This is a genomic window from uncultured Martelella sp., from assembly GCF_963677965.2.
In the GTDB taxonomy this organism is placed as follows: Bacteria; Pseudomonadota; Alphaproteobacteria; order Rhizobiales; family Rhizobiaceae; genus Martelella; species Martelella mangrovi.
The window spans coordinates 2,442,112-2,466,991 of the sequence record NZ_CAXXFM010000001.1; the positions used below are offsets into that span (position 1 = coordinate 2,442,112).

The following is a 24,880-nucleotide window of genomic DNA, read 5'->3' on the forward strand; positions in this document are numbered from 1 at the left end:
CAGAGTTTTGAAAGAACGCCCGTTTGGGCGGTTCTGTGTCACATGTTGGCTAATCTGTTATACAGAATGCCCGTGCCAATAACAGATTCCATGCCCGTCATTGCCTGAACCGGCATCTGCAGGCGCGGAAATCAAATGTCCGCGCCTGCTTTTTGAAAGTGTTTCTAGGCTCAGTGGTTCTTCACCACATCCTCAAATCTGGACACCCAGGGATCGATGATGAGACCATCGACATCATTCTGGTAAGCCGCCGTGACCACGCGTTCGGAAAACGGCTGGATGGACGTTACCTTTTCGTCGATCAGGCGCTGGATATCCTCATACATGGCGACCTGCTTTTCCTGATCGCGTTCAACCAGCGCGGCCTCGATCATCGCATTCAGCTCATCGTCCTGATAGCTGGTGCGCCAGCCCTGATAGTTCGTCAGCCCGGCTTCCTGGCTGTTGTCAGGGTTGTAGATCAGGGCGCGCAGGTTGGAGTCGGGGTGGGGCTGCTGGCCGCCGCCGCCGCGTCCGACCAGGAGGGCAAACTCCCGCTCCCGCATCGCGCCGTAGATCTGGCCGCCGTCACCGGTAATGATTTCGGCGTTGATGCCGGCCTGTGCGAGCGTGCCCTGAATGGCCGTTGCGCTGTCGAGAAACTGCTGGGTCGAGATCACCCGGATCGAGGTGTCGAAACCATCCGGATAGCCGGCCTCGGCCAGCAGCTCCTTGGCCTTTTCGATGTTCAGTTCATAGCCCGGATCGTCAAGGGCGCCGAACGCCGAGGTGTTGACCGGACGCTGCCGTTCGACACCGAAATACGGCATGATCGCGCCATTGATGCCCTTGTAGTCGATCAGGTAACGAAGCGCTTCACGCACTTTCTGATTGCCGAAATGCTCGTCCTTCATCGATACGGCCAGATAATAGAAACCGGCGCTGGGTTCGGTCTCGACGGTCAGACTTTCTTCTTCCGAAAGCGCCTTGAGGTCGGAGGCCGACAGGGAAAATCCGACATCGAAATCGCCCTGTTCAAGGCCCAGACGCTGGGTCTGCGATTCAGGCAGATGACGCATCAGCACACGCGCCATTTGCGGTGCGCCGCCCCAGAATTCGTCGTTGCGGGTCAGGATCACATATTCATTGGCCCGCCACTGGCCGAGCGTGAAGGCGCCCGAGCCCGCCGAATTGTTGGTCAGCCAGGCGCGGCCCATGTCTCCGTCTTTTTCGTTCTCCTGCACCAGCTTGGAATCCAGGATCGAGCCGACCCCGGCCTGCGCCAGATACATGAGGATCAGCTTCGGGTCGTCCTTTTGCGGCAGGTTGAGCGTAAACGTCAGATCGTCTTCAACGACAAATTCCTTGTCCACGTCTTCTGCGGTGAACCCGCGGCTCTTCAGGCCCGAAGATTGCGCCAGATTGAGCTTGAGATTGCGGTCAAAGCTGAATTTTACGTCATGCGCTGTCAGCGGATTGCCCGAGGCGAAGACAACGTCCGGCTTCAGGTGGAAGGTGACCGACATGTTGTCGTCGGCAATGTCCCAGCTTTCGGCGAGACGCGGTTCCAGCGCCTTGGTCTTGGGGTCGAGTTCGACCAGCGCATCATAAAAATTGTTGAGGATCTGCACGGCCTCGCCGCCGGTGATCGCCGCCGGGTCCATGGTCAACACATTGGTCATGTTGAAGGCCGCGATCAGCTGATTGTCCGGCGTTTCGGCAAATGCCGGGGCGGATGTTGCAAGAAGCACTGCCAGTGCAGTGCCTGTCAGAAGATGTCTCATGTCTCCTCCCAAAGGTTCTTTGACATCGTTGCTGGTGTCCGGCCTGTCATTCAGGCCGGGGCAAAGGCGCGCCGTTCAAGACACGCGGTTGTTTTCGATCAGTTCGAAATTGATATCCTCGCCAAGGCCCGGGCGATCCGGCACGTGAACGTAGCCGTCCGCATCCATCGGGTCGGAAAGCGAATTGAGGTAGTCGAAGCCGTCATCATATTCGAGGAAGGGGTGCAGCAGACCGCGCTCATACCATTTGCAGGCCTTGGTCGCAGCAACCACATGCAGGTTCATCGCGGTATTGCCATGCACTTCGCAGGTCATGCCGAAGCTTTCGGCCAGATGCATGGTCTTGAGCGCCGGCGTGATGCCGCCGACATCGTTGACGCCTGTGCGCAGGATGTCGCAGGCCCCGGACGTGATCCATTCGGCGCGGTGCCAGTGCTTGCCGGCAGCGCTTTCCGGGCCGACGACGGGTATGTCGAGATTTTCCGCAAGCCAGCGATAGGATGACATCGACTGTTCATCCATCGGTTCCTCGATCCACGCGAAGCCCAGCTTTTCCAGCCCGCGCCCGAGTTCCAGCGCCTCGACCCGCGAATACCAGTGAAAGGCATCGATCATCAACTCGATATCCGGCCCGACGGCCTCCCTGACGGCAGCACACGCCTTCAGGTCCATCTTCACATCCGGCGCCCAACTGACGGGCGGCATCCATGTGTGCAGCTTGATGCCCTTGTAGCCGCGCGCCACCAGTTTTTCGGCAAAACGGCCATAATCCTCCGGCGTGGAGAGGCCGCCTTCCAGCTCATCGCCGCACATGATCGAACCATAGGCCAGAACCTTGTCACGATAGCCGCCGATCAACTTGTAGACAGGTTGGCCCGATGCCCGGCCGGCGAGATCCCACAGCGCGCAGTCGACGGCCGCCAGCGTCCGGTCCGTCAGCTGTGCCGCCGAGCCGCGCTGCCAGTGTGCCAGTTCCTGCCAGAGGCGTTCGCGGTCGCGATAGTCCTGACCGATAAGGACTTTGCGAACGAATTTGTCGAGAACGTGCGGGCGCACCACTTCAGGCGGGCAGAAGGTGTATCCCTTGTCGCCGTCTTCCGTGGTGATGGTGAGCATGGCCTGCTGGACGTCGTGCTCCGGACCGGGATGGCCGTGTCCGGCGCTGTCGCTGTGCCGCCGCGTCTTGTGCCTGAAGGTGCAGGCCGAGACATCCGAAATAAGCAAGGTCGTTCTTCCTCCCTGAATGCAGCGCTCACGGTCCCTGGCTGGTGGCGGTGCTGCGCATTATTAATTTGTATTACAGCTTTGTATGACATATATTTTCGACACGTCAACCGCAAAAGCGATGTTATTCAGCCGAAAGCCACTTGAACGAACGGTCCGTGGCGGTAATTTTCGTTTTGGGGGAAGGCGGTGTAATAGATAGGTTATTACACAGGCACAGCGCAGAGAGGGGCCGGAGCGGAGAGAATGACGGATATCATCGAGACGAGAAACGCGCCGGAAGCCCCGCGCACACGCGTCAGCCTGATCGCGGAAGGTCTGCGCAGCGATATCGAGAGCGGCCGTTTCAAGCCCGGAGACCGGCTGCCGAGCGAGTCGGAACTGACCCGCCTGCACGGCGTCAGCCGCACGGTGGTCCGCGAAGCCATCAGCCTGCTGCGCTCCGAGGGGCTGGCCGAAGCGCGCAAGGGCTCCGGGGTTTTTGCCCTGGACCCGGTCAGCGCCCGGCGGCGGCATCCGTTTTCCGATCTCGATACCGAGCGGCTTTCCGGTGTGATCGAATTGTTCGAACTGCGCAGCGCGTTTGAAATCCGCGCCGCCGCACTTGCCGCCGGTCGCCGTTCTGCAGCGCAGATCGATGCAATCGTGAAGGCGAATGACGACATCGCCAACTGTTTTAGCACGGGGGAATCGACCAGAGCGGCGGACTTCGCCTTTCACTACGCGATCGCGCAGGCCTCGCAGAACAAGCGTTTTCCCGAATTCCTGTCGCTGATCCGCCCCGGCATCGTCCCGCGTGTCGAACTTGAAGCCCATGACGGCACGCCACGGACCTATGTGCCGAACCCGAAAATGGTGGAAGAGCACGAACGTATCGTCGATGCGATCATCGACGGCGATCCCGAAGCTGCGGAAGAGGCAATGAAGGACCACCTCGAGGGCAGTCTCGGCCGCTACCGCGCCATGCTCAAGGGCGCGCGCACCGGTTGACGATCGTGCCGGTGACCGTCCGCGACCGCTTCAGCTGGATCTGCTGACTATCCGGTGCGCGCGACACTCCGGGAGGGCCGTGCCATTTTCGGCGTTTCCGTCAAACGTCCTGTCAATATAAGCGCGTGCAGTGGGGCTATCCTACGGCCAACGTTCCAGGGCCGGACCGCCGAGCGTATTGGGTTGAATGTTCCTTCCGGAACGGTGTGATTGTGGGGTGTTTTCACCACGCTCTGACCCACCGCTGAAAGCTTCCGACAAGTTTCTTTGCGATCTGTTTCCGGGAAAAAACGCGCGCCGGGGAGGAGGGACGAGCAGGTCGAAATCGGAGCCGTTGCTTGACACATGCGCTGCGATGCGTATCTCTGAATAATATTCCAAGAATCGATTTGGAATATTAATGATCGGCGCCAGGCAGCGTCTTCAGAGAAGGATATCCCCCATGGATGCAACCGACGCTTCCGAAAAGTTCGAGGCAAACTGGCCGGCGGTGTTTGCCGTGTCCTTTGCGATGTTCGCACTCGTGTCGGCGGAGCTTCTGCCCATCAGCCTGCTTTCGCCCGTCGCCGCCGATCTTGATGTTGCGGTCGGGGCCGCAGGGCAGGCGGTGACGCTGACGGCGATCACCGCCGCTATTTCAAGCCCGCTCTTCGTTCTCGGCGTTGGCCGTTTTGACCGGCGTCCGCTGGTTCTCGGCCTTGCCGTCGTTCTTGCCGTTTCGGGCCTGCTTTCGGCTGTCGCGAGCAGCCTCTGGGTGCTGCTTGTGGCGCGCTTTTTGCTGGGCGTTGCGCTTGGCGGCACCTGGGCCATGGTCACGGCGCTGGCGCTGCGGCTGGTGCCGCCGCAAAAGGTCGCGCGCGCCATGTCGATTATTCTCACGGGCGTTTCCGCCGCAAGCGTTGTTGCACCGCCTGTGGGCGCTTATCTCGGCGAGGTCTGGAACTGGCGCGGCACGTTCATCGTTGCCGCCGTGCTGGGCGTGATCGCGGTTGCGGGCCTCCTCGCCACGCTGCCGAAGCTGCCGCCCGCAGCAGCGCCCGGGCTGGCATCGTTCCGGATCACGCTGACCCGCGGCGCGGTGCTGGCGGGAATGGCGACGGTTTTCCTCGTCCTGTCCGGCCACTATGCCGGCTTCACCTATATTCGCCCCTTCTTCGAACAGGTCGCGGCGCTCGAAATCAACGCGATCTCGTTTGCGCTGCTCCTGTTCGGTGCCGGCGGCGTTATCGGCAGCATGATCGGCGGCATCTGGGCATCGCGCAGCGCTGCTCTGACGGCCAGTGGCTCGGCTGTCGGGCTCATGCTTGCCGCAGGCTCTCTCATGTTTGTGGACCCGACGCCTGTTGCCGCCAGCGCCGCAACCGCGATCTGGGGTTTTGCCTTCGGCGTGTTTTCGGTGGCAATCGCGACCTGGAATGCCGAGGCGGCGTCCGATCATGCCGAAGCCGTCGGCGCGCTTCAGGCGACCAGCTTCCAGGTCGCCATCGCACTCGGGGCGGGGCTGGGCGGCATCGCCGTTTCGGCTTACGGGCCGGTGGGCGTGCTGGTCTTCACCTGCGCGGCGGCCCTGCTTGGTGCGGTCCTCATCCTTGCGGCCGGTTTTCGGATGCGCCAGCAACGGACCGCGTGACAGGCAAATGCAAATCTGCCCGGGGCAACGGCGATTGATGCCTGTTCCTTTCGGAACGTGTTTGCCTCGAGCCTGCTTCCGACGGTTTACGGCTGGTCGGAATCCGGCAGGAATACCTGTTCGATCGGCAGCTCGAAGAGCCGTGCAATCGTAAAGGCCAGCGGCAGGCTCGGGTCATAGCGTCCGCGTTCAAGTGCGTTGACCGTTTGCCGCGAGACCTTCAGGCGCGTGGCAAGATCGGCCTGCGACCACTGCCTTTGCCGGCGCAGTTCCTGGATCCGGTTGTTCATCTGAAGCGAAACTTTCCGATGATGACGCCGACGAACCAGATTGCCGCCATGAGCGGCCACACCATGAACATCGAGAGTCTGGGGAAGCCGATGCCTTCGAGGAAACCATAGCTGAAGGTAATCAGGGCGGTTCCGGCAAAGGCGACCGCGAGCGCTTCGAGCTGCACCCTGCGCTGCAGCTCATCCAGCTGGCGAATGCAGCGGACCACGACAACGCAGATGAACAGGGCGGGAAGCATTGGAAGGAGCGCGATCGACAGGCGCAACGTGTTGCCTTCCAAGCCATTGCCGAGGAGATGCTGGGAGAAGATCAGCAGCGCCGCATAAGCGGCCAGCCCGGCGATCATGTAAAACAGTTGGCGCATGGTGGTTACCCTGTAAAGTAAAGTCTCCTTTACAAATAGGGGAGAGATCGGCGGCGTGTCAAGCGACCTTTACATTTTTCGCTGGAAACGCATCGCCCCTGCGTTTACTCCTGTCTGTCATGGCGCGAAGCGGCTTCTGTAAACCGCCACCTCGCACCGGACAGGACGCCGGTGCGAGGTGGCATTTGGAATAGCCTGGAGCGCCATGCATCCATTCTGATGCAGCAGAAACAGGCGCGAAGGCTCAGTGCGCCTTCATGTCGCCATGGTCCATTCCGGGCATGTCGTGGCTGGCGTCCTTTGCGGCGATGCTTCCCACCGGAAAGGGCACTACGACCGTGCCGGCCTCCTCGAATATCAGTTCGACATCGATGACCGTGTCTTCGACGAGCGGGCCGTTAAGATCCATGAACATGATGTGCATGCCGCCGGGCTTCAGCGTCACGGTTTCATGCGCGGGAACGGGAATGCCGTCGGGCATCTGGTGCATCTTCATCACGTCGCCATCCATGCGCATGTTGTGAAGCTGCAGCTCGCCGGCAACGTCGGAGGATGCGGCAACAAGGCGGTCGTCGGTATCGCCATTATTGGTGATCGACAGAAAGCCGCCGCCAACCGGCGCGCCGGGCAGGGTGGCGCGGGCAAAGGCGCCATCAATTTCCAGATCGCCAAGCGTGACGGGCCCGGGCGTCATGGCTTCGGGAGCGTTCTGGTGATGGCCGTGTGCTGTCCCGGCGGCGGTGACGGTCAGTTTCGGCGCGGGCTCGCCTTCGCCGGTTTCGCCCATGCCGGTCCAGTGACTGGCGCTGCCATCGGCGCAGAGCTGTTCAACGGGGAAATAGAGTTCCGTTCCGGGGGCAATGTCGGAGGAAAGCGAACCGCGCATCACGAATTCATCATAATGGGCGTCCGGCAGTTCGCCGCCTTTCCAGATCACCGCGGTCACGCCGTCGCTGACCGGCGTGCCGTGGTGCATATAGGTATCGGCATAGGCGCCGGTGACGGTTTCGAGCTGCCAGCCGGCATGCGGCATCGGCTTTGCGCTATAAAAACCCTCCGGCACCTTGACCCGGATTTCGGTGGTTGTCGCGCCGTTGCAGCCATGGGGCACGCGGATAACGGCCTTGTAGCTGCTGCCGGCCGCCGCTTCGGCGGTTTCAAGCGTCACATGGGCATTGGCGGCGGAGAGGCTGGCAAGGCTGATTGCGCCGGCCCAGGCGAGACGGTTCATGAACATGGTCATGGAAAATACTCCGTTTGCAATTGTCGTGATTTCACGGACTCTGACAGGTCCGCGTTGCGGAATCAGACAGCAAACGGCGGTGCGCGCGGATTGTAATGCTTGGTGTAGAAGGCGCGGGACGGCGTCTCGTCCTCAAACGCAAGATCATGCGCCACAAGGCAGGTATAGGCCGGCACGGCCTCATCCGGCGGCGGCGGCAGAATGGCGGCGTTCTGGCGGCAGGCATGGCAGGGACCGTGACTTGCGGTCGCGTCATCGGCTGGGCCGCCGCCGCAGAGAACGCTCTGCGATGATGCCAGAAGCGAACCGGCATCATGGTGTGTCAAAGCCGGCATGAAGGGCTGATAGACAAAGGCCAGCGCAAGGACGGCGATCACGGCCAATGCCGCCGCCAGCTCCCGCATTGCCGCCTTCAGTCCCCGCAAGCCTTGAACCTCCCCTGCATTCCGTTGTTTCGCCAAAGCGCGAACCCGCGCCATTTCGGCAAGACAAGCATGGAAATCGCACGTTATTGCAAGTTGTCAATTTGACGCAAGCGAATTGAGGGCGGCGTTCAACCCTTGCTCTTGCGGGTCGTCTCGATGACGCCCGGCTCTCAAAAGCCGGGCGCTCGTTTTCTGCATGGCTGCGTCGGCTCAGTGCGCCAGCATCTCGTCGACGACTTCGTCGGCGTTGAGCGATGACGGGTAGTAAGTCGGCCAGTTTTCGAGTTCTTCCAGCAGCGCCGCGCGGTCATCACCCCAGTAGAGATGGAAGTGATAGGCCTTGGCCGGTGCGATGATGTGGTCGGAGAATTGGATGAACTGCGGTGCGGCTTCGTCGCCGTCGCTCTTTTCAAAGATGAACCGGACGCCCCTGTTGCCCTTGGGGTAGGTCAGGATTTCGTAGCCGTCGCTTGCATATTCGGCGGCAACGGGCTGGCCGTTCTCGTAGAAGGTAACGGTATTGCCGTTAATGGTGATCCGCTCGACATCGGTCTTGTAGCCGGTCTGGTAATAGGCCTTGTATTCAGCAGCGTTCATGCTGCCGGTTTCGGCCTTATGTTCCATCACTGGATCGAGCGTTCCGTCCTGAAGATAGGGATAGACCGACTGCCAGTCGCCGGCCCAGTCGGAAAGCGCGCGCTCGGCAACCTGGCTGTCTTCGAAATAGCCCTTGGCGATTTGCGCGTCGCCGTGGCTGTGCGCGTGAGCATGTTCGCCTTCATGCACCATGCCGCTGCCGCCGGCAACGGCGATGTTGTAGGGCATGCCGCCGACGTCGATGGCGCCGACCTGCCTGAGGTCGTCCTTGGCGATGCGGCGAACGAGGCCGGCCTTCGGGTCGCTCATGACGATCTCGTCACCGGCCATGGCGATGCGCGGTCGCGGGTCATTCCAGTGGCCGTTCATCGAATAGGGCTCGGTGACTTTGGCGCTGGTCGTCAGGCTGCTGCCCAGAATGTCGACCTGGTGCAGGCTGCCGTCTTCGGTCAGCACATAGCCGAAGCGGGCATCGGCCGGATCAAGCGCGAAGTCGACGCGACGGAAGGGCAGTTCGATATAACTGAAATGCGGTTCATCGGCCGGGTCGATGACGACAAGGCCATCGGCACCGTAATTGCCGAGAAACGCCTGCATGCTTTTGACGCCGAGCAGGGTTCCCGTGGTCTGGCCCTCCGGCAGGTCATCCGGGTAGGCCAGCATTTCGAAGACGGGGCCGTCCTCGCCGGGTGTCACGGTCAGCACGCCTTCCTGGCAACCTGCTGCAAGGTAGGCGCCGGAAAAGGCTTCGCCGTGAATGCCGGTGCAGGTCGCAACATCGCCGGTCGGCGTGCCATCGGCCTCAACGGCGCGCAGGCCGATGCGGGTGCCATCGACCGGCGTGTCGGTTGCAACGCTCGTGACCCAGAAATCGCCGATGGGGGCTGCAAAGCCGTGATGGGCGCGGTCCTGCTTCAGCTGGCTGGTTTCAAGCGCGCCCTGGGAAAGCGCATGCGCATCGACGATTGCGGCATAGCCGCCCTTGTCGAAATTGATGACCACCTTGCCGTCATGATCGATGATGTGGAACGGGCGCGGGCCGGTAAGCGCGCCCTCGATGGCAACCGGGTCGTCGATATCGATATCGGAATGGCCGCCATGGGAATGCAGCGAAATGCCGCTGTCGATGAAATGCACCGCATCGCTGTCCGACTGGACGGCGACAATGGCCGCGCCCCCGTTGACGGCAAAGAGTTTGTTCTGGCCCGTCGTTTCGAAGGACCAGCGGTTGTCCGGTTGGTCGAGGTCGAACGCCGTGATTTTCGCGTCAGTGTGGTCGCCGACGAAAACGCGATAAAGAGTGACGCTGTCCTCATGATCTTCGGCGAAGGCCGCCGGCGCGCCGATCGAAACCGCGAGTGCGGATACACCCAGTATCCATTGTTTCATATTTGCTTCTCCTTGTATGGTATAACGTTACATTTTTAGGCCGGCTTTTCCTTGCCCGTTTTTGATGTCAGCCGTTTTCCTGGGGTTGGTCCTGATCCACTTTCTGCCATGCGGCCGATCACTGAAGGACCGGCTGGCCTCGGCCATGAAGAATATGCTCACGCATAATCAGGAAGGGGTTACGTGATGTAATAACGTTACGATTATAGAAGCACGATTTCAAAGGCAACCGTTTTTCTTCCGGCTGCTGAAAATCGTTTCAACGTCCCCGCTTGAACGCAGCGTCTTGCATCAGCACCATGACCGGCGACCTGTGGAAAGACTCGATTGCTTCAAGCAGCGCATAGCCTTCAAGTCAGCTTTTGATATGCGAAAAGGCCGTTGTCGGGTTATCGTTCGCGTCGGCCTGAAGGGCGGCAAATCGCTGCTCGAAATCCTGCGCCAGATCTTCCACTGATATCTCGGAGAACTGTTCCAGCAGCCGGCGTTCGGCCTCCTGCATCGCAAGGTCAAGCCGGGCGTCGACGGCCTTTTCCACCAGACAATCGGCGGGGTCCGCGCCGGGGCCGATGTTGAACAGCGGCGGGCTGCCGATCGCCTCGTAGACATCCCGCAGCGATATTGCGCTCAGGGGCCGCGCCAGCTGCCAGCCGCCGCCATGGCCCTTCTCCGAGATTAGAATATTCTTTTCCCTGAGGCCCGCCATCATGCGCCGCACCACGACCGGGTTTGTCGAAATCATCCGGGCGATCTGATCCGAGGTCGCGCGCTCGACGTGCCGATCGAGATGGATCAGCACATGCAGCATACGTGACAGGCGAAGATCGCGCGGCATGAAATGGGCTCCTTGTTTTTCGCTGACTTCTATCTAGCAGGCATCACGCAACAATGAAAGTTTCTTGTCTTGTCACGCCTGGCGATTTCATGTAACTCATAAAAATACATTAAACCATAAACACAGGATCAGACCATGGATCACGATGTTCTCATTATCGGCGGCAGCTTCGCCGGCATGTCCGCCGCCATGCAGTTGGCCCGGGCGCGAAAGGCGGTGCTGGTGCTGGATACCGGCATGCCCAGAAACCGCTTTGCGGTGACATCGCACGGATTTCCGGGGCAGGAAGGGCAAAGCCCGGCTGATATCAAGGCGCGGCTGCGCGAAGAATTAAGCGCCTATCCGACCGTTCGTTTTCACGATGGCGCGGCCCTGTCCGCCCGGCGTGAGGGCAGCGGATTCCGCGTTTCCCTTGCTGATGGCAGCGACGTCTCCGCACGGCGGATCGTCCTTGCCTATGGCGTGCGCGACAGCCTGCCGGATCTGCCCGGCCTTGCCGAGCGCTGGGGCGCAAGCGTGCTGCATTGCCCCTATTGCCATGGCTATGAGCTCAACCGGCAGCCGCTCGGCGTGCTGGCGCGCGACGAGAAGGCCTTTCATCAGGCCATGATGCTGCCCGACTGGGGGCCGACGACGCTGTTTACCGGAACGGCATTCCGCCCGACGGCGGAGCAGATGCAATCGCTGAAAACCCGTGAGGTTCAGATTGAGGAAACGCCGGTGGCGGAACTGATCGGAACCGCTCCGGCGCTTGAAGCAGTGCGACTTGAAGATGGGCGGATAATTGCGCTTGCGGGCCTGTTCCTCGCACCGCAGACCGCGCCATTCAGCGACATTGCGGCGCAACTGGGCTGCGAAATGCAGGACGGACCGACCGGGCCTTATATTGTGGTCGACCAGATGCAGGCGACAACGGTTCCCGGCGTCTTCGCCGCTGGCGATCTCGCAAGCCCGATGCCGAACGCGACCCTTGCGGCGGCAGCCGGCGTGATGGCCGGAAGCGCCGCCCATCGCTCGCTGATCTTCGATCCTGAGCTCATCAGCATATGAGCCGGCCATTATCGGACTGCCGTGTTTCTTCGGCATCGTCAGGCGCCGGATAATAGTCGCCCTTGTCGGCAACGAAGATGTGCTTGCCGATGCGCAAAGCGGAGGTATCCTCCAGGCAACCGGCGGCGATGCCGATGCCGGCCTCGCCATTCATGCGATAAAACAGGCTGGATCCACAATGCGCGCAGAAGCCACGTTTTGCCTGGTCGGACGATGCGTACCATCTTAGTCCTGCATCATTTACAAAGGTCAGCTTGTCGAATGGTGCGTGGGTCGATGCCCACAGATGACCGCTCGTTCGTCTGCACTGGCTGCAATGGCAGACCGTGACGGTATCGCGCACCGCGTCCGCCTCGAAAGCGACCGCGCCGCATTCGCATCTGCCCTTGATCATCTCAATCCTCTCCATCGTTGTTCAACTGATTTCTCATGATCGGCCGCGTATCGGACCGGCGGGCGACCTCGGTGAAGCCGGCGCGGGAATGCCGAGCGCCGGTCGATCTGGATCCATTTCCCGTTTCCCTCCTCCACCGTCTTGGCGCTACATCTCGACGCGCTCATGCGGCTTTTCCCTTTTGCCGGAAGATCGTGAACACGCCGCTGGCAATAATGATTGCGGCGCCGAAGAAGGTCATGGTGTCCGGACTTTCCCGCCAGAACAGCCATCCGAACAGCGTCGCCCAGATGATGCCGGTATAATCCAGCGGCGCGACGATAACGGCAGGCGTCAGACGGAAGGCTTGCGTCATCATCGTCATGCCTGCCGTTCCGAACAGGGCGATGGCCGCAAAAAGCCAGAGGTCTTCAAGACGCACCGGCACCCAGACGAAGGGCACGATGAAGGCGCTGATCAGCGCTGCCGTGCCCGTCAGATAGACCAGAAGCGTCCACACGGTTTCGCGCGCATCGACCCAGCGGGCACTCAGCATCAGCAATGCGTAGACAAGCGCCGTGGCGACGGGCAGCAGTGACGCGGCCTGAAAGGTCGCGCCGCCCGGGCGGATGACCACGAGAACGCCGATGAAGCCGAAAAGAACGGCCAGCCAGCGCCTTATATGGACTTTCTCTCCCAAAAACAGCGCCGAAATAACGGTGATGAAGAAGGGCGCCACGAAAATCAGTGCGGTGGCCTCCGCAAGGCCGAGATAGATAAAGCTCGTGAAAAACATCATTGCTGCGACGACCCAGAGCGCTCCGCGCAGCAGGTGTGCCGCAGGCCGGTATGTCTTCAGCGCCGTCCGTCCGCCCATGACGAGAGCAATGGCCACGGTGAAGGGCAGGGCGATCAGGTTGCGCATAAACAGGATCTGAAGCGGAGAATAATGCGCGGTCAGTGCCTTGGCCACGGCGTCATTCGCACTCAGGCAGGCAACGCCGGCGCACATCAGCACAATGCCGCCGGTATAACTTGCCTGTGTGCCGGGCGGTGCAGCCTGCATTCGATCTCCCCTGATATTGGTCGTCCCTCTGCGAACGGCCAGACTGCCCGATCCGGCGCCATAAAAGCAAGGAGGAGAATGTGAGTAATGGTTTACCATGTCGGCAATACTGAACGCAGCCGCCATCGAAAAGGCAGACAGGAAGCTTCACCAGTCCCTACGACGCCCGTCATTTTCGTTCAGTCAACCCCGTCGGTATCGTGGCAAACCGGTATGTACAGGGGATGAACCGCCCCCCGACCGCAGATCGTGTTTGGCAAAAACAGCGGATTTGCGACGGTCATTCGGCGGGGGCGGGGACTGCTTCCTTATCTGTCCGTGGGCTTGTGAAACCCTCGATCAGAAAATAGGCGAGCGGCGTTATGAAAAGCGTCAGCACGAAGGTGAAGCTGAGGCCGCCGACGATGACAAGACCGATGGCGACGCGGCTTTCCGCACCGGCGCCGGTCGCGGTGGCAAGCGGCAGCGCGCCGAAGACGGTCGCAATCGTCGTCATCATGATCGGGCGCAGCCTTGTTACTGCGCCCTCGATCACCGCATCACGCAGGGTGCTGCCGCGTTCGCGCAGCTGATTGGTGAATTCGACCATCAGGATACCGTTCTTGGCCATCAGGCCGACCAGCAGCACAAGGCCGACCTGACTGTAGATATTGACCGATTGCCCCCCGAGCCAGAGCGACAGTATGGCGCCGGCAAGCCCCAACGGCACGGTCAGCATGACCACGAAAGGGGTGCGGAAGCTTTCGAACTGCGCGGCCAGGACAAGAAAGACGATGGCGAGCGCCAAGCCGAAGACCATGGCCACATCGCCGGATGCTCTCAGATAGTCCGCTGCCTGTCCGTCCCAGGAGAGCGTTGCCCCCGCCGGCAGGCTGGAGACGGCGGTCTCGATCCGCGCCATGGCTTCGGCCAGATCCGTCCCTTCGACAAGATCCGCTTCAATCTCCACCGAGTGAACCCGGTCGAAGCGGGCAATGGCCGGCGCGGTGGCCGTGGGCACGACCGAGGCGAAACCGGACAATGACACGAGGTCGCCGCTTGTGTTGCGCACCATCAGGTTCAAGATGTCGGCGAGGTTGTTGCGATCTTCGGCGGCGGCCTGCAGCATTACCGGGTATTGCCGCCCGTCGGCGGTGAACTCGCCCACGGACCGGGAGGCATAAAGCGTCTGAAGGGTTTCGGCGATCATTCGGGCGTCGAGGCCCAGATCGCGGGCCCGTTCGCGGTCGATTGAAAGCATGGCGCCGGGCTGGTTGGCGGCGTAGCCGGCCTGCACTCCATCCAGACCGGGATCATTTTCCAGTCCAGCAGTGAGTGTTTCCGACCATTCCGCCGCCCGTTCGATATCGGGGCCGCCGAGCATGAATTGTATGCCGCCGCGCCCGCCGCCGATACCCAGGCCCCCGGATGGACGGATACCTGTCGCCACATCCCCGTTCTGATTGAGCTGCGGCCTCAGCGTCGAAATAACGTCCTGAAGGGTGACGTCGCGTTCCTCCCATGGCGCCAGATTCACGAAAATCATCGCCCGGCGCAATTCGCCCCAGACGCCGACGATCGAGGTGACGTTTGAAACGGTTCCGTCGGAGCGGAACGGTTCGAGCAACGCTTCAATATCGCGTACCGCCGCATCGGTATAATCAAGATTGGCGCCCTGCGGGGCCACGACGAAAATGCGGAACTGGCCACGGTCTTCGTCCGGCGTCAGCTCCTGGGGCAGTTCACGCCAGAGCCCGCAGGCCGCCGCAATGGCGAAAGCGGCAATCGCCAGCACGGGCGCGGGACGCGACAGGGCCCAGCCAAGGCTTTTGCGGTAACCGGTTTCGATCCGTCGGATGATCGCATTGACAGTGCGCAGCATCATGCCGGGCCTGTCTTCGCGCGGCATCAACCGGGCCGCAAGCACCGGTGAGAGCGTCAGCGCCACAAGTCCCGAAACGGCAACCGCAACGGCCAGAGTAATGCCGAATTCGCCGAAAAGCTGACCGATCTCTCCTTCCATGAAAGAAATGGGCAGGAACACGGCGATCAGCACGGCGGTGGAGGCCACGACGGCAAAATTCACCTGGTTTGCGCCCTTTCGCGCGGCTTCCAGCCGCGTCAGGCCCATGGCGCGATGACGCTGGGTGTTTTCCAGCACGACGATGGCATCGTCGACCACCAGCCCGATGGCGAGAATGAGCGCAAAGAGCGTCAGGATATTGATCGAGAAGCCGAGCAGCCAGAGGGCAATGATCGCACCGAGCACGGAAACGGGGATCGTTACCACCGGAATCAGGGACAGCCGTCCTGACCCCAGAAACAGGAAGATCACGGCGGTGACCAGCAGCACGGCTTCGGTGAAGACGCGCAGAACCTGACGGATCGAGCTTTCGATGAATACGGCCTCGTCCGTCGTGACCTGAATATTCATGCCTTCCGGCAATTGCGGGCGCAATCGTTCCAGCTCTGCGCGCACCTGTCGCGAAATGGAAACCGAATTGGCCTGGGCCTGAGGCTGGACGCCGATGCCGAGCGCGGTCTGGCTGTCAGAGCGGAAGTAGCTTTCCGTGCGCTCCGCGCCGACTTCCACCCGGGCGACATCGCCGAGGCGCAGCGGGCGGCTGCCATCGTCGCGGATGACGATCTGTTCGAACTCGCCGGCCGATGTGAAACGGGTGTTTGCCGTCAGCTGAAGCTGTCTGGCTGCCGTCTCGATCTCGCCGGCCGGCAGCTCGATATTGTTCTCTTCGAGCGCTGCAACGATGTCGCCGGTGGTGACGCCAAGGCCCGCCATTCGCTCCGGCTCCAGCCAGATCCGCATCGCCGGTGCCCGCTCGCCGAAGATGGATGCATTGGCCACGCCGGGAAGCCGGGCCAGCCTGTCGACGATATAGCGGTCGGCATAATCCGACAGTTCAAGCGGTGTCATCGCCGGGCTGGTGAGGCTGAGCCTGACCACCGGATCGCCCTCGTCGTCATTTTTCTCGACCTCCGGCCGTGCCGCTTCCTCAGGCAGGTCTTCGGCAACGCGATCGACCGCAGCCCGCACGTCATTGGCGGCGGAATCGATGTCGCGGGACGGATCGAACGTCAAAACCGTGCGCATTCCGCCGCGTTCGGATTCGGAATACATGCTCTGCAGGCCGGAAATACCGGCAACGGCGCCTTCGATGATGGATGTCACCTGCGCGTCCACCACATCGGGAGCGGCCCCGAAATAGTCGGTGTTGATCGTAACCTCGGCGGTATCCACCTGCGGCAGCTCACGCACCGGAAGCGCCATGAGCGCAACCGCGCCAACCAGAATGATGAACAGATTGATGACCGTGGCGAAGACCGGGCGGCTAAGGGAAAAATCGGGAAGTGTCACAGCAGGGAGGCCTCCGCAGCCGCAGTGGTTGCCGTTGCCGGGCGCGGCGTGACCGCCATGCCGTCCGACAGGCGGTGCAGATTGTTGACGATCACCGCATCGCCGTTTTCCAGACCTGCGCGGACCTCGACCAGCCCATCGCGGTTCTGCCCCGTTTCGATTTCAACCTGTCTTGCGATACCGGCATCGACGACAAAGAGGGTTGTTTGCGCGCCCGAGACGGACAGGGCCCGTTCGGGGACTGCAAGCTGTTGCCGGTTTTCGATCACGATGGCGACCTGCATGAACATGCCGGCCTTCAGATCGCCATCGGCGTTGTCGACCCGCGCGCGCAGCGCCAGTGAACGGCTGCCGGAGTCGATCCGTGTGTCTATGGCGCTGATCGCACCGCGGAAGATGCGATCGGGCCAGGACGCCGAGTGCAATTCAACATCAATGCCCGTATCGAGCCTTGGATAAGCCTGTTCCGGGACCCGGAAGCCCACCTCGATGACCGACAGGTCGTCGAGCGAAGCGACGATGGTGTTCGTATCAACGTGTTCCCCGGCCGTCAGGTCGCTCAGACCGACGACCCCTGTGAAAGGCGCATAAAGGCTGCGGTCCTCAAGCGCTTCGCGTGCCAGATCGCGTTCGGCTTCCGCACGCAGGAGGGCTGCCTGGGCGGCCTCATACGCGGCCTCGGAAATCGTCCCGCTTTCGCGCAACCGGTCGTGGCGCTCTATGGCCGCGCGCGCTTCGGCAAGGGTGGCATTGGCGAATTCCAGACTTGCGCGGGCCGCCGTATCGTCGAGGCGCAAAAGCAAATCGCCTTCGGAGACCGTCGAGCCGGGTGAGATGGACAGTTCGACAATGCGTCCGGCCGCTTCGGGATGCAGTTCTATGGCCCGGATGGCGCGGGTGGTGCCCACGGCGGCGATCGTTTCGGAAAACGCCATCTGCCGGACAGGGACGGTGGATACTTCGAGCGCTGTTTCCGCCGATGGCGCGGTTTGCGCCGGAGCGGACCGTGGAGCAAGCATCGTGCCGGTCAGCTCAAACCCCGCAAAACCTGCTCCCGCGATCAGAATAATACCGGTCATTGCCTTGATACTGCGCATCGTTTTCAAACCTCGCCATGCCGGTTTGCGGGCAGCCGCTTCTTTATTCCGGGCCGAGAGGACGTGAGGTCGTAAACCGCCACAGCCGTGCCGGAGATCTCGCGCGGATTGCTATCGGACGTTCTGCCCTTGCGGTACGTCTGGTGCATCATGATTGCCTTTCTCTTCGGCCTTGCGCGCCGTGCTCGCGGGGAATGTCGAGCCGGTCGCGCGGGCTGCGCCGGAGGAGAGTAGGGGGCAGGTGTTGCACGGATATGCCGGGAATTTTACTGTTTGTCGCAAAGTGTCCCGACAGGGGGCTGGGGGCCGAGGAGCAGGAAGGCCTTGTTGCCACCGGAACGTTGCAAGGAGACCGCGCTCAGGTGCTGCATGCGGCGCTGCCCTGCAAGGAAAAAAGGGCCGGCCGTAGGTGTATTCCGCCCGGCGGTGTTTACGGTCGGCTGACACAATCTGAAGCCGGCTGGCACACTTGTGGGACAAATGCGGTGTAGATTTCTCATGAAACCGGCGACCGGGCATGCAACGGAAAACCCGAGAGGGAAGACCGAAATTCACCGATATCACTGCCGTGAAAACCTGAATGCCTGCCTTTGAAAAGGTCGTTACCGGCAAGGAGGGGGAATGGCCGAAAACGTATTTTGTATAATAAAAACAGTTTATTGTGTGTCTGTTTAGCGGCGAAGGCATGAATGCGATTAGAAAATGCGATGGATTGATCGTATTTTTCGGACGCCAGACAAATTGACTTTTTTCAACGGTATCCATCGATGAACACGCTCACCAATTCACCCCTCGCATCTTTGCTCGATCGCCTGTTTGCCGAAGCGGAGGCGGCAACCAGTCCGGCCATGGCCGCTCTTTCCCGGGAGCAGCGGAACCGGCTGATGCACAGCAGAACCGAATATCTCCATCTTTACGGGTTGCTGAAGGATCTGTGGCTTCCGGTCTCGCGGGAGACGGGGGCCTTGCTCTACATGCTGGCCCGTAGCATTGGCGCCCGCGATATCGTCGAGTTCGGCACGTCCTTTGGGATTTCCACTCTCCATCTTGCGGCAGCGCTTCGCGACAATGGCGGCGGGCGGCTCGTCAGCTGTGAATTCGAGCCGTCCAAGGTAGCGCGGGCGCGCGCGCATCTGGCCGAAGGCGGTCTCGCCGACCTTGTCGAAATTCGCGCGGGCGATGCGCTCGAGACGTTGCGTTCCGACCTGCCGGACAGGATCGATCTGCTGCTGCTCGACGGTGCAAAACCGCTCTACCGCGACATTCTGGGCATGGTCGAGGATCGATTGCGGCCCGGCGCGCTGATTATCGCCGACAATGTCGATTTCTGCCCGGATTATCAGGCGTATGTTCGCGCACCCGGCAGCGGATACATGTCCGTGCCGTTTGCGGAGGATATCGAGCTTTCCATGCGCGCGGGCTGAAGGCGATGGCCGGTCATTGTCATCATGCTTCAACCCGATCGCGCTCACCTTCCACTTGGAATATCTCAGGAGAAAACCATGCATGTCTTCGTAACAGGGGCCACCGGCTGGGTCGGATCGGCCGTTACCGATGAACTTCTGAACGCCGGTCACCGGGTCACCGGGCTTGCGCGGACGGACGCCAAGGCCGCCGAACTTGCGGCAAAAGGGGCAAATGCCGTTTCAGGCACGCTCGACGATCTCGATGTGCTGCGCGCTACCGCATCGCAGGCCGATGCCGTCATCCACACCGCGTTCAATCACGATTTTTCGAAATTCGCCGAAAATGCCGAACAGGACCGGCGCGCAATCGAGGCGCTTGGTGCAGCACTGGAAGGTTCGGATCGGCCCATGCTGGTCACGGCCGGTCTGGCGGGCCTGCCCCGTGGCGCCACCGAAGCCGACGTTCTGCATGATGCCGGTCCGCGAAAATCGGAAACTGCCGCTCGCACTCTGGCGGAACGCGGCGTGCGTGCCGCGACGGTGCGCCTTGCGCCATCGGTGCATGGCAATGGTGACCATGGTTTCGTGCCGCTGGTGATCCGTCGTGCGCGGGAAACGGGCGTGTCCGCCTATATCGGCGAAGGCGAAAATTGCTGGTCCGGCGTCCACCGGCTGGACGCGGCGAAAGTCTACCGGCTTGCGCTTGAGCAGGGTGTAACCGAACCGGTCTATCATGCTGTTGCCGACGAAGTCGTTCCCTTCCGGGAGATCGCCGCCGTGATCGGCCGGCGTCTCGGCCTGCCGGTCGAAACGCGGGACCGCGACCATTTCGGCTGGTTTGCAATGATGGCGGGCGCCGATATGTCGGTGTCCAGCGCGCGCACCCGTTCTGTTCTCGGGTGGGAGCCAGAGGGGCCGGATTTGCTTTCCGATATCGACCAGGCGGTCTACTACGCAGAGTAAGGGCGTACAGACAGGCGAAATGTCCTGACGTCGCGACAATACAAGCAGATGGAGCGGAAACGTGTTTCCGCTCTGCAATCATCAGTCTTCCATTCCCGAAGTCATGTCAGGCGCGCGGAGTTTCCGCGCCCGCGCCACTTTGCGTGCCCGACATCCGGAAAACCCGGAAAGCATTATCATGTCCGATGTTCAACGGCCCGATCCGGCCTTCCGCCGCGTCGTTATTCTCACGGCGGCGCTGTTTTTATCCTATCTCACGGTCGCCATGTCGCTGCCGGCCGTTCCTGTCTATGTCGTGCAGACGCGGGGACTGGGAAATGCCTATGGCGGACTGGCGGTCGGGATCGCCTTTCTGTCGACAATCCTGACGCGCGGCCGCGCCGGCGCCTGGTCGGACCGGATCGGCGGCAAGCTGACGATGCAGCGCGGTCTGCTCATCTATGCGGCGGCGGGGCTGGTCTGCCTGGTTTCAAACTGGTCCGGCCTGTCGGCGGCTGCCGGTTATGGCGTGCTTCTGGCAGGGCGACTGCTGCTCGGGCTTGGGGAGAGCGTGGCGATGGTCGGCATGCTGGGCTGGGCAATCGGCCTGATGGGCCACGCCCGTTCCGGCCGCGTGATCGCCCTTGTCGGCATCGGCATGTATGGCGCTTTCGCCGCGGGCGGGCCGTTGGGCCTTTCGCTGATGGAGCGGTTCGGTTTTTCAGGGCTGATGCTTGCCTGCACGGCGCTGCCGCTGGCCGGGCTGGTCATGATCCACTGGCTTCCGGCGGTGGCGCCTCATCCCGGTCCGCGGGAATCTTTCTGGCGGATTATCGGGCGCATCTGGCGTCCGGGCACGGCTGTCTTCATGCAGGGTGTCGGCTTTGCCGCGCTGGGCGCGTTTTTCTCGCTTTATTTCTTCAGCCGCGGCTGGCCGCATGCCGGTCTCGGCCTGACATGCTTCGGCGTCGGCTTTGTCGTGGTCCGGCTGTTTTGCGGCCATCTGCCCGACCGGATCGGCGGCACGCGCGTTGCCGCCATCTCGCTGGTGGTCGAAGCCTGCGGGCAATATCTGCTCTGGCTGGCGCCCGGGCCCTATGCGGCGCTGGCCGGCGCGCTGTTGACCGGTTTCGGCTGCTCGATGGTGTTTCCCGCCATGGGAGCCGAGGTCATGAAACGGGTGCCGCCGCAACTGCGCGGCACGGCCATCGGCGGATTTGCCGCCTTTCAGGACCTTGCCTATGGCGCTACCGCCCCCGTAGTCGGCGCGCTTGCCGACCGCACCGGTTACGCATCGGTGTTCCTTGTCGGCGGTCTTGCGGCGACGCTCGGACTGTGGATGGTCTTGTCTGCCCGCACCGGGGAGCAGGACGTTTGACACTGTGCATGCCCCGGCTCCCCCGATCGGTCCGAGCCGGTCGGGTGCTGGCTGTTTTTGTCATGAGGCGACTGGCGGGGCTGTCACCACGGTATTTCGCCAGCGGCATCAACGAACCGGCCGGAAAACGCGTCCTGGCTGCCAAGCAATGCGCAGCGTACCGGCATTTTCGCTGCTTGTGCGGGCAATGTCGTGCCTGTCTGCCCGCTCAGATCTGTTTTGACAAAACCGGGGCAGACCGAATTCACGACAATGCTGCTGTCGCGCAATTCTTCCGCAAGCTCGACGGTCAGCATGTTCACTGCGGCCTTGGAGGCGTTGTAACCGATGTTTTGCGCGGAATAGTAGGGTGATGACGGGTCGCCGTTGCAGGCAAGCGAGCCCAGAGTGCTGGAAAGGTTCACGATCCGGCCGGCTTCGGATTTGTGCAGCAGCGGCAACAGGGCCTGCGTTACAGCAAGCGTGCCGATGAAATTCGTTTCCATCGTCGTTCGAACGGCGTCCAGTGATGCGCCGCCCGGTACGCCGTCGCGGAAGTCCCAGATGCCGACATTGTTGACCAGGATATCGAGGCGGCCGTACTCCGCTTCGATCCGCGCGGCGGCGGTATGGATGCTGTTTTCGTCCAATGTGTCGAGCGACAGATAGGAAACATCGAGGCCATCGACCGTTAGTATCGATGCCGCGTTTTGGCCGCGGCCGGGATCGCGCGCCCCGAGAAGCACTTTCGCTCCGGTTTCGGCAAGTTGCCGAGCGATTTCAAATCCAATGCCTTTGTTCGCGCCGGTGACGAGCGCGATACGGTTGTTCGTCATGAGAAATCCTTGTTGGGCTTGGCTTTAAGGGTGTTATTCAATATATGAATGATAATTCAGCTTTGGAATTCGCTTTTGACCACCGTGCCGCCACAACACCTCAGCGCCCGTAAATCACCGCGTCAGGCGCGTGCGCTCGCGACTGTAGAGGCGATATTCGAGGCAACGATTCAGGTTTTGCTGAGCGAGGGGCCAACGCGGCTGACGACCACGCGCGTTGCGGCGCGGGCGGGCGTGTCGGTGGGTACGATGTATCAATATTATCCGCACAAGGAAGCGCTGCTTTATGCGGTCACCGGCCGTTATCTGGATGCGATTGCCGAAGCTGTCGAAAAAGCCTGCCGCGCCAGTCATGGTGCGCCGCTCACTGAAATGAGCGATGTTCTGGTGAAGGCGTACTGGGATGCGAAAACCCTGAAACGCAATGCAACGCGGGCGCTTTATCTCGTCGCCATGGAGGTGGATACGGCCGCTCTGACCGAGGGCTGCATCCAGCGTATCGAAGCGGCGACAGCCGCGATGTTCGCCAGCGCTCCCGATGCGGAATTCGACGATCTCGTACTGGTAAACCATTCGCTTCTTAACATGCTTTTCGGAACCGTCCGAAGCCTGTTTACGCGTGAGATTTCACCGGCAATAGCAAACCGTCTCGGTGATGAACTGGCGTTGATGTGCCGGGCGTATCTCGAAGCCGCAAAACGTCCCGCAGGCGCTCCTGGTCGGTGATCTTCACCTAATTGTGCCGGAAATTGGCGTGCCCGCGATGGCTGTGCATGTCCTTTAAAACACGCCGCCGCTGGCCGGGGCCGGCGGCGGCAAGGGCTCACCAGCCCTGTTCGGTGGGCATGATGAACATTTCCGACATGTCCATGCGCTCGGGCGCTTTCAGCGCGAACAGGATGGAACTGGCGATGTCTTCACCTTCCAGATAGGTCATGCTGGCGGCGAGATCGTCCATCTGTTTGCGGTATCCTGGATCGCTGATCTGCTCGTAAAGCTCGGACTTGACCGCACCGGGCTGGATGCTGGTGACGCGGATGTTGTGCTTGGGCGCAAGCTCCATGCGCATGCCATCCGACAGGGCCGCAACCGCCGCCTTGGTCGCGCAATAGACAGACAGGCCGGCAAACACCTTGCGCCCAGCAATCGAGGACAGGTTGAACACATGGCCCGATTTCTGCGCGATCATCTGCGGCAGCACAGCCGCCGAGACATTGAGCACGCCGGTGATGTTCACGTCGACCATGCGCTGCCATTCGTTTGTCTTGAAACTGTCGATGTCCGACAAGGGCATCAGTCCGGCATTGTTGACCAGCACGTCGATCCGCCCATGGGCCGCGATCAGCGTGTCGGCTGCCTTTTTGCACGAGGCCATGTCTGTCACATCGGTTTCAAGCGCGATGGCCCTGCCGCCGTTTCCTTCGATTTTCGTGGCGAGCGCATCGAGCCTGTCGCGCCGGCGTGCAGCGAGCCCGACAATGACGCCTTCTGCTGCCAGCTTGCGTGCGGTTGCCGCGCCGATGCCGCTGGAAGCGCCGGTAACGAGGGCGACCTTGTTTCTGATATCCATTTCTTTTCTCCGTCTTTGCCCCTGGCGGGGTGTAAGTGACGAGAAAAGCAGTAACTATTTTGGCCACGCCGCGCGTTTGCGCCCTTGCGGCAACTGTCGTGATTTTGCGGGAAATCTTAACTGGCGCGATATGCCGTCGGGCTCAGGCCGGTATGTCTGCGAAAGACCTGGGCGAAATGGCCGGGGCTGTCATAACCGACAGCCATGGATATCTCGATTATGGACTGCTCCGTTTCGCGAAGCAGCGTTTTTGCCCGCTCCATCCGGCGCGCCATGAACCAGCGCGAAGGGGGCTGGCCGGTGGTGTTGCGAAACGCACGGCTGAAATGGAACCGGCTCATTGCGCAGATCTCTGCCAGAGTGTCGAGGTCGAAGGTTTCCGCAAGATGCGCATCCATGTAGGCCAGCACACGGCGCAACAGCCAGGCGGGCAGCCTGGCCTCGGGCAGCGGCCGTGCCGTTTCCCGGTCGGAAAATTGGCGCAGCAGATGGACGCAAAGCCCCTTTGCCAGACCTTGCACGAAACAGGCATTGCCGTCCGGGTTGCCGCGCAGTTCGTCGGCCAGCGCTGCAAGAATGGCGGCGACAAGCGGATCGTCTCCCGCCGAGATATCCCGCAGCCGCGTTGCCGAAAACTTCAGCCCGAGCGAGGCGGCGGCAGCCTCCATCAGCGCGTGGCCCGGATAAAGCTGAAACACTTCAAACGGCCGGTCATCCGCCGTGTGCCAGCGCATATGATAGGGCTCATCGGCATGGGTCAGATAAAAGGCGCTCTCCCGCACTTGGGAGCCGCGCCAGTCGCCATCCATCTCGCGTTCCTCAACGAAGGCCTCGCCAGACAGGATGAAAACCACAAGCGGTTCGGCGACCGCGGGGACCAGAATGTCGTCCTCCTGTGCGGGACGGGAAAAGATCTGGGCATCAAGACCGTTCCAGGCTTCGCCGTTTCCCTGCACGATCTTTCTGCCGGGAAGGTAGTTTTCCAGCCCGGTTCCAGAGCTGCGAACCGGGTTTACGCGGCCCGCCTCTGTCATGCCGGCATGTCCGCAGCCTGCGGATATATCGGTCGGGAAGCAGGCA

At 61.4% G+C, this 24,880-nt stretch carries 23 protein-coding genes; 7 read left to right on the plus strand and 16 right to left on the minus strand.

The annotated features are described in order from the left end of the window. Positions 1–170: 170 nt before the first annotated feature. Together ACHZCU_RS11440 and ACHZCU_RS11445 are read right to left on the minus strand one after the other, a co-directional pair. A complete protein-coding gene (locus ACHZCU_RS11440; protein WP_319518873.1) occupies positions 171–1,763 on the minus strand; it encodes an ABC transporter substrate-binding protein in 1,593 nt (530 codons plus the stop codon). 75 nt (positions 1,764–1,838) lie between these two features. Next, positions 1,839–2,987, minus strand: coding sequence for a mandelate racemase family protein (locus tag ACHZCU_RS11445; protein ID WP_319518874.1), 1,149 nt, complete (start codon positions 2,985–2,987; stop codon positions 1,839–1,841). A 246-nt stretch (positions 2,988–3,233) separates the two neighbouring features. Here ACHZCU_RS11445 and ACHZCU_RS11450 point away from each other — a divergent pair, with 246 nt between their 5' ends. Then, positions 3,234–3,977, plus strand: a complete 744-nt coding sequence (locus ACHZCU_RS11450; RefSeq protein WP_319518875.1) for a FadR/GntR family transcriptional regulator — start codon at positions 3,234–3,236, stop codon at positions 3,975–3,977. Between the two features lie 442 nt (positions 3,978–4,419). Further along, positions 4,420–5,607: an MFS transporter gene (locus ACHZCU_RS11455; protein ID WP_319518876.1), complete on the plus strand. Its 1,188-nt coding sequence runs from the start codon at positions 4,420–4,422 to the stop codon at positions 5,605–5,607. 86 nt (positions 5,608–5,693) lie between these two features. On the opposite strand, the gene ACHZCU_RS11460 is transcribed toward ACHZCU_RS11455, so the two are convergent. The 6 genes from ACHZCU_RS11460 to ACHZCU_RS11485 all read right to left on the minus strand — a co-directional run bounded on the left by ACHZCU_RS11460 (position 5,694) and on the right by ACHZCU_RS11485 (position 10,751). Further along, complete coding sequence (locus ACHZCU_RS11460; RefSeq protein ID WP_319518877.1) at positions 5,694–5,897, minus strand: helix-turn-helix transcriptional regulator; 204 nt, start codon at positions 5,895–5,897, stop codon at positions 5,694–5,696. Next, entirely contained in the window at positions 5,894–6,262 is a 369-nt protein-coding gene (locus ACHZCU_RS11465; protein WP_319518878.1) for a hypothetical protein, read from the minus strand. Before ACHZCU_RS11465 ends, ACHZCU_RS11460 begins: the two co-directional genes overlap by 4 nt. A gap of 244 nt (positions 6,263–6,506) precedes the next feature. After that, complete coding sequence (locus ACHZCU_RS11470) at positions 6,507–7,505, minus strand: DUF1775 domain-containing protein (protein WP_319518879.1); 999 nt, start codon at positions 7,503–7,505, stop codon at positions 6,507–6,509. A gap of 62 nt (positions 7,506–7,567) precedes the next feature. Continuing rightward, complete coding sequence (locus ACHZCU_RS11475; protein WP_146132289.1) at positions 7,568–7,930, minus strand: hypothetical protein; 363 nt, start codon at positions 7,928–7,930, stop codon at positions 7,568–7,570. A 210-nt stretch (positions 7,931–8,140) separates the two neighbouring features. Next, the gene (locus ACHZCU_RS11480; protein ID WP_394706110.1) at positions 8,141–8,803 is read right to left on the minus strand and encodes a ZinT family metal-binding protein; all 663 of its coding nucleotides are present in this window, start codon (positions 8,801–8,803) and stop codon (positions 8,141–8,143) included. Between the two features lie 1,468 nt (positions 8,804–10,271). Next, positions 10,272–10,751, minus strand: a complete 480-nt coding sequence (locus ACHZCU_RS11485) for an Rrf2 family transcriptional regulator (RefSeq protein ID WP_319518880.1) — start codon at positions 10,749–10,751, stop codon at positions 10,272–10,274. 135 nt (positions 10,752–10,886) lie between these two features. Here ACHZCU_RS11485 and ACHZCU_RS11490 point away from each other — a divergent pair, with 135 nt between their 5' ends. After that, on the plus strand, positions 10,887–11,801 hold the full coding sequence (locus tag ACHZCU_RS11490) for an NAD(P)/FAD-dependent oxidoreductase (protein WP_319518881.1): 915 nt from the start codon (positions 10,887–10,889) through the stop codon (positions 11,799–11,801). On the opposite strand, the gene ACHZCU_RS11495 is transcribed toward ACHZCU_RS11490, so the two are convergent. The 5 genes from ACHZCU_RS11495 to ACHZCU_RS11515 form a co-directional block, all read right to left on the minus strand. Next, positions 11,791–12,195 (minus strand): GFA family protein, encoded by a 405-nt coding sequence (locus ACHZCU_RS11495; RefSeq protein ID WP_319518882.1) that lies wholly within the window; start codon positions 12,193–12,195, stop codon positions 11,791–11,793. The two genes, ACHZCU_RS11490 and ACHZCU_RS11495, sit on opposite strands and share 11 nt — an antisense overlap. Before the next feature lie 163 nt (positions 12,196–12,358). Beyond that, positions 12,359–13,240, minus strand: a complete 882-nt coding sequence (locus ACHZCU_RS11500; protein ID WP_319518883.1) for a DMT family transporter — start codon at positions 13,238–13,240, stop codon at positions 12,359–12,361. A 280-nt stretch (positions 13,241–13,520) separates the two neighbouring features. Beyond that, complete coding sequence (locus ACHZCU_RS11505) at positions 13,521–16,592, minus strand: efflux RND transporter permease subunit (RefSeq protein WP_319518884.1); 3,072 nt, start codon at positions 16,590–16,592, stop codon at positions 13,521–13,523. Further along, positions 16,589–17,689, minus strand: coding sequence for an efflux RND transporter periplasmic adaptor subunit (locus ACHZCU_RS11510; RefSeq protein ID WP_319518885.1), 1,101 nt, complete (start codon positions 17,687–17,689; stop codon positions 16,589–16,591). The genes ACHZCU_RS11505 and ACHZCU_RS11510 overlap by 4 nt, the downstream gene beginning before the upstream one ends. A 5-nt stretch (positions 17,690–17,694) precedes the next feature. Continuing rightward, a complete protein-coding gene (locus ACHZCU_RS11515) occupies positions 17,695–17,841 on the minus strand; it encodes a hypothetical protein (RefSeq protein ID WP_319518886.1) in 147 nt (48 codons plus the stop codon). 615 nt (positions 17,842–18,456) lie between these two features. On the opposite strand from ACHZCU_RS11515, the gene ACHZCU_RS11520 reads away from it, so the two are divergent. The 3 genes from ACHZCU_RS11520 (at position 18,457) to ACHZCU_RS11530 (ending at position 21,415) form a co-directional block, all read left to right on the plus strand. Further along, positions 18,457–19,113 (plus strand): O-methyltransferase, encoded by a 657-nt coding sequence (locus tag ACHZCU_RS11520; RefSeq protein ID WP_319518887.1) that lies wholly within the window; start codon positions 18,457–18,459, stop codon positions 19,111–19,113. A 78-nt stretch (positions 19,114–19,191) separates the two neighbouring features. Beyond that, positions 19,192–20,058, plus strand: a complete 867-nt coding sequence (locus ACHZCU_RS11525; RefSeq protein WP_319518888.1) for an SDR family oxidoreductase — start codon at positions 19,192–19,194, stop codon at positions 20,056–20,058. Positions 20,059–20,236: 178 nt separating this feature from the next. After that, positions 20,237–21,415, plus strand: coding sequence for an MFS transporter (locus ACHZCU_RS11530; RefSeq protein ID WP_319518889.1), 1,179 nt, complete (start codon positions 20,237–20,239; stop codon positions 21,413–21,415). A gap of 83 nt (positions 21,416–21,498) precedes the next feature. Here the strand turns inward: ACHZCU_RS11530 and ACHZCU_RS11535 are convergent, their stop codons facing one another. Further along, positions 21,499–22,230 (minus strand): SDR family oxidoreductase, encoded by a 732-nt coding sequence (locus ACHZCU_RS11535; RefSeq protein WP_319518890.1) that lies wholly within the window; start codon positions 22,228–22,230, stop codon positions 21,499–21,501. A 48-nt stretch (positions 22,231–22,278) separates the two neighbouring features. On the opposite strand from ACHZCU_RS11535, the gene ACHZCU_RS11540 reads away from it, so the two are divergent. After that, a complete protein-coding gene (locus tag ACHZCU_RS11540; RefSeq protein WP_106306300.1) occupies positions 22,279–22,956 on the plus strand; it encodes a TetR/AcrR family transcriptional regulator in 678 nt (225 codons plus the stop codon). A 97-nt stretch (positions 22,957–23,053) separates the two neighbouring features. On the opposite strand, the gene ACHZCU_RS11545 is transcribed toward ACHZCU_RS11540, so the two are convergent. After that, positions 23,054–23,800, minus strand: coding sequence for an SDR family oxidoreductase (locus tag ACHZCU_RS11545; RefSeq protein ID WP_319518891.1), 747 nt, complete (start codon positions 23,798–23,800; stop codon positions 23,054–23,056). A 116-nt stretch (positions 23,801–23,916) separates the two neighbouring features. Next, a complete protein-coding gene (locus ACHZCU_RS11550; protein ID WP_319518892.1) occupies positions 23,917–24,834 on the minus strand; it encodes an AraC family transcriptional regulator in 918 nt (305 codons plus the stop codon). Positions 24,835–24,880 lie beyond the last annotated feature (46 nt).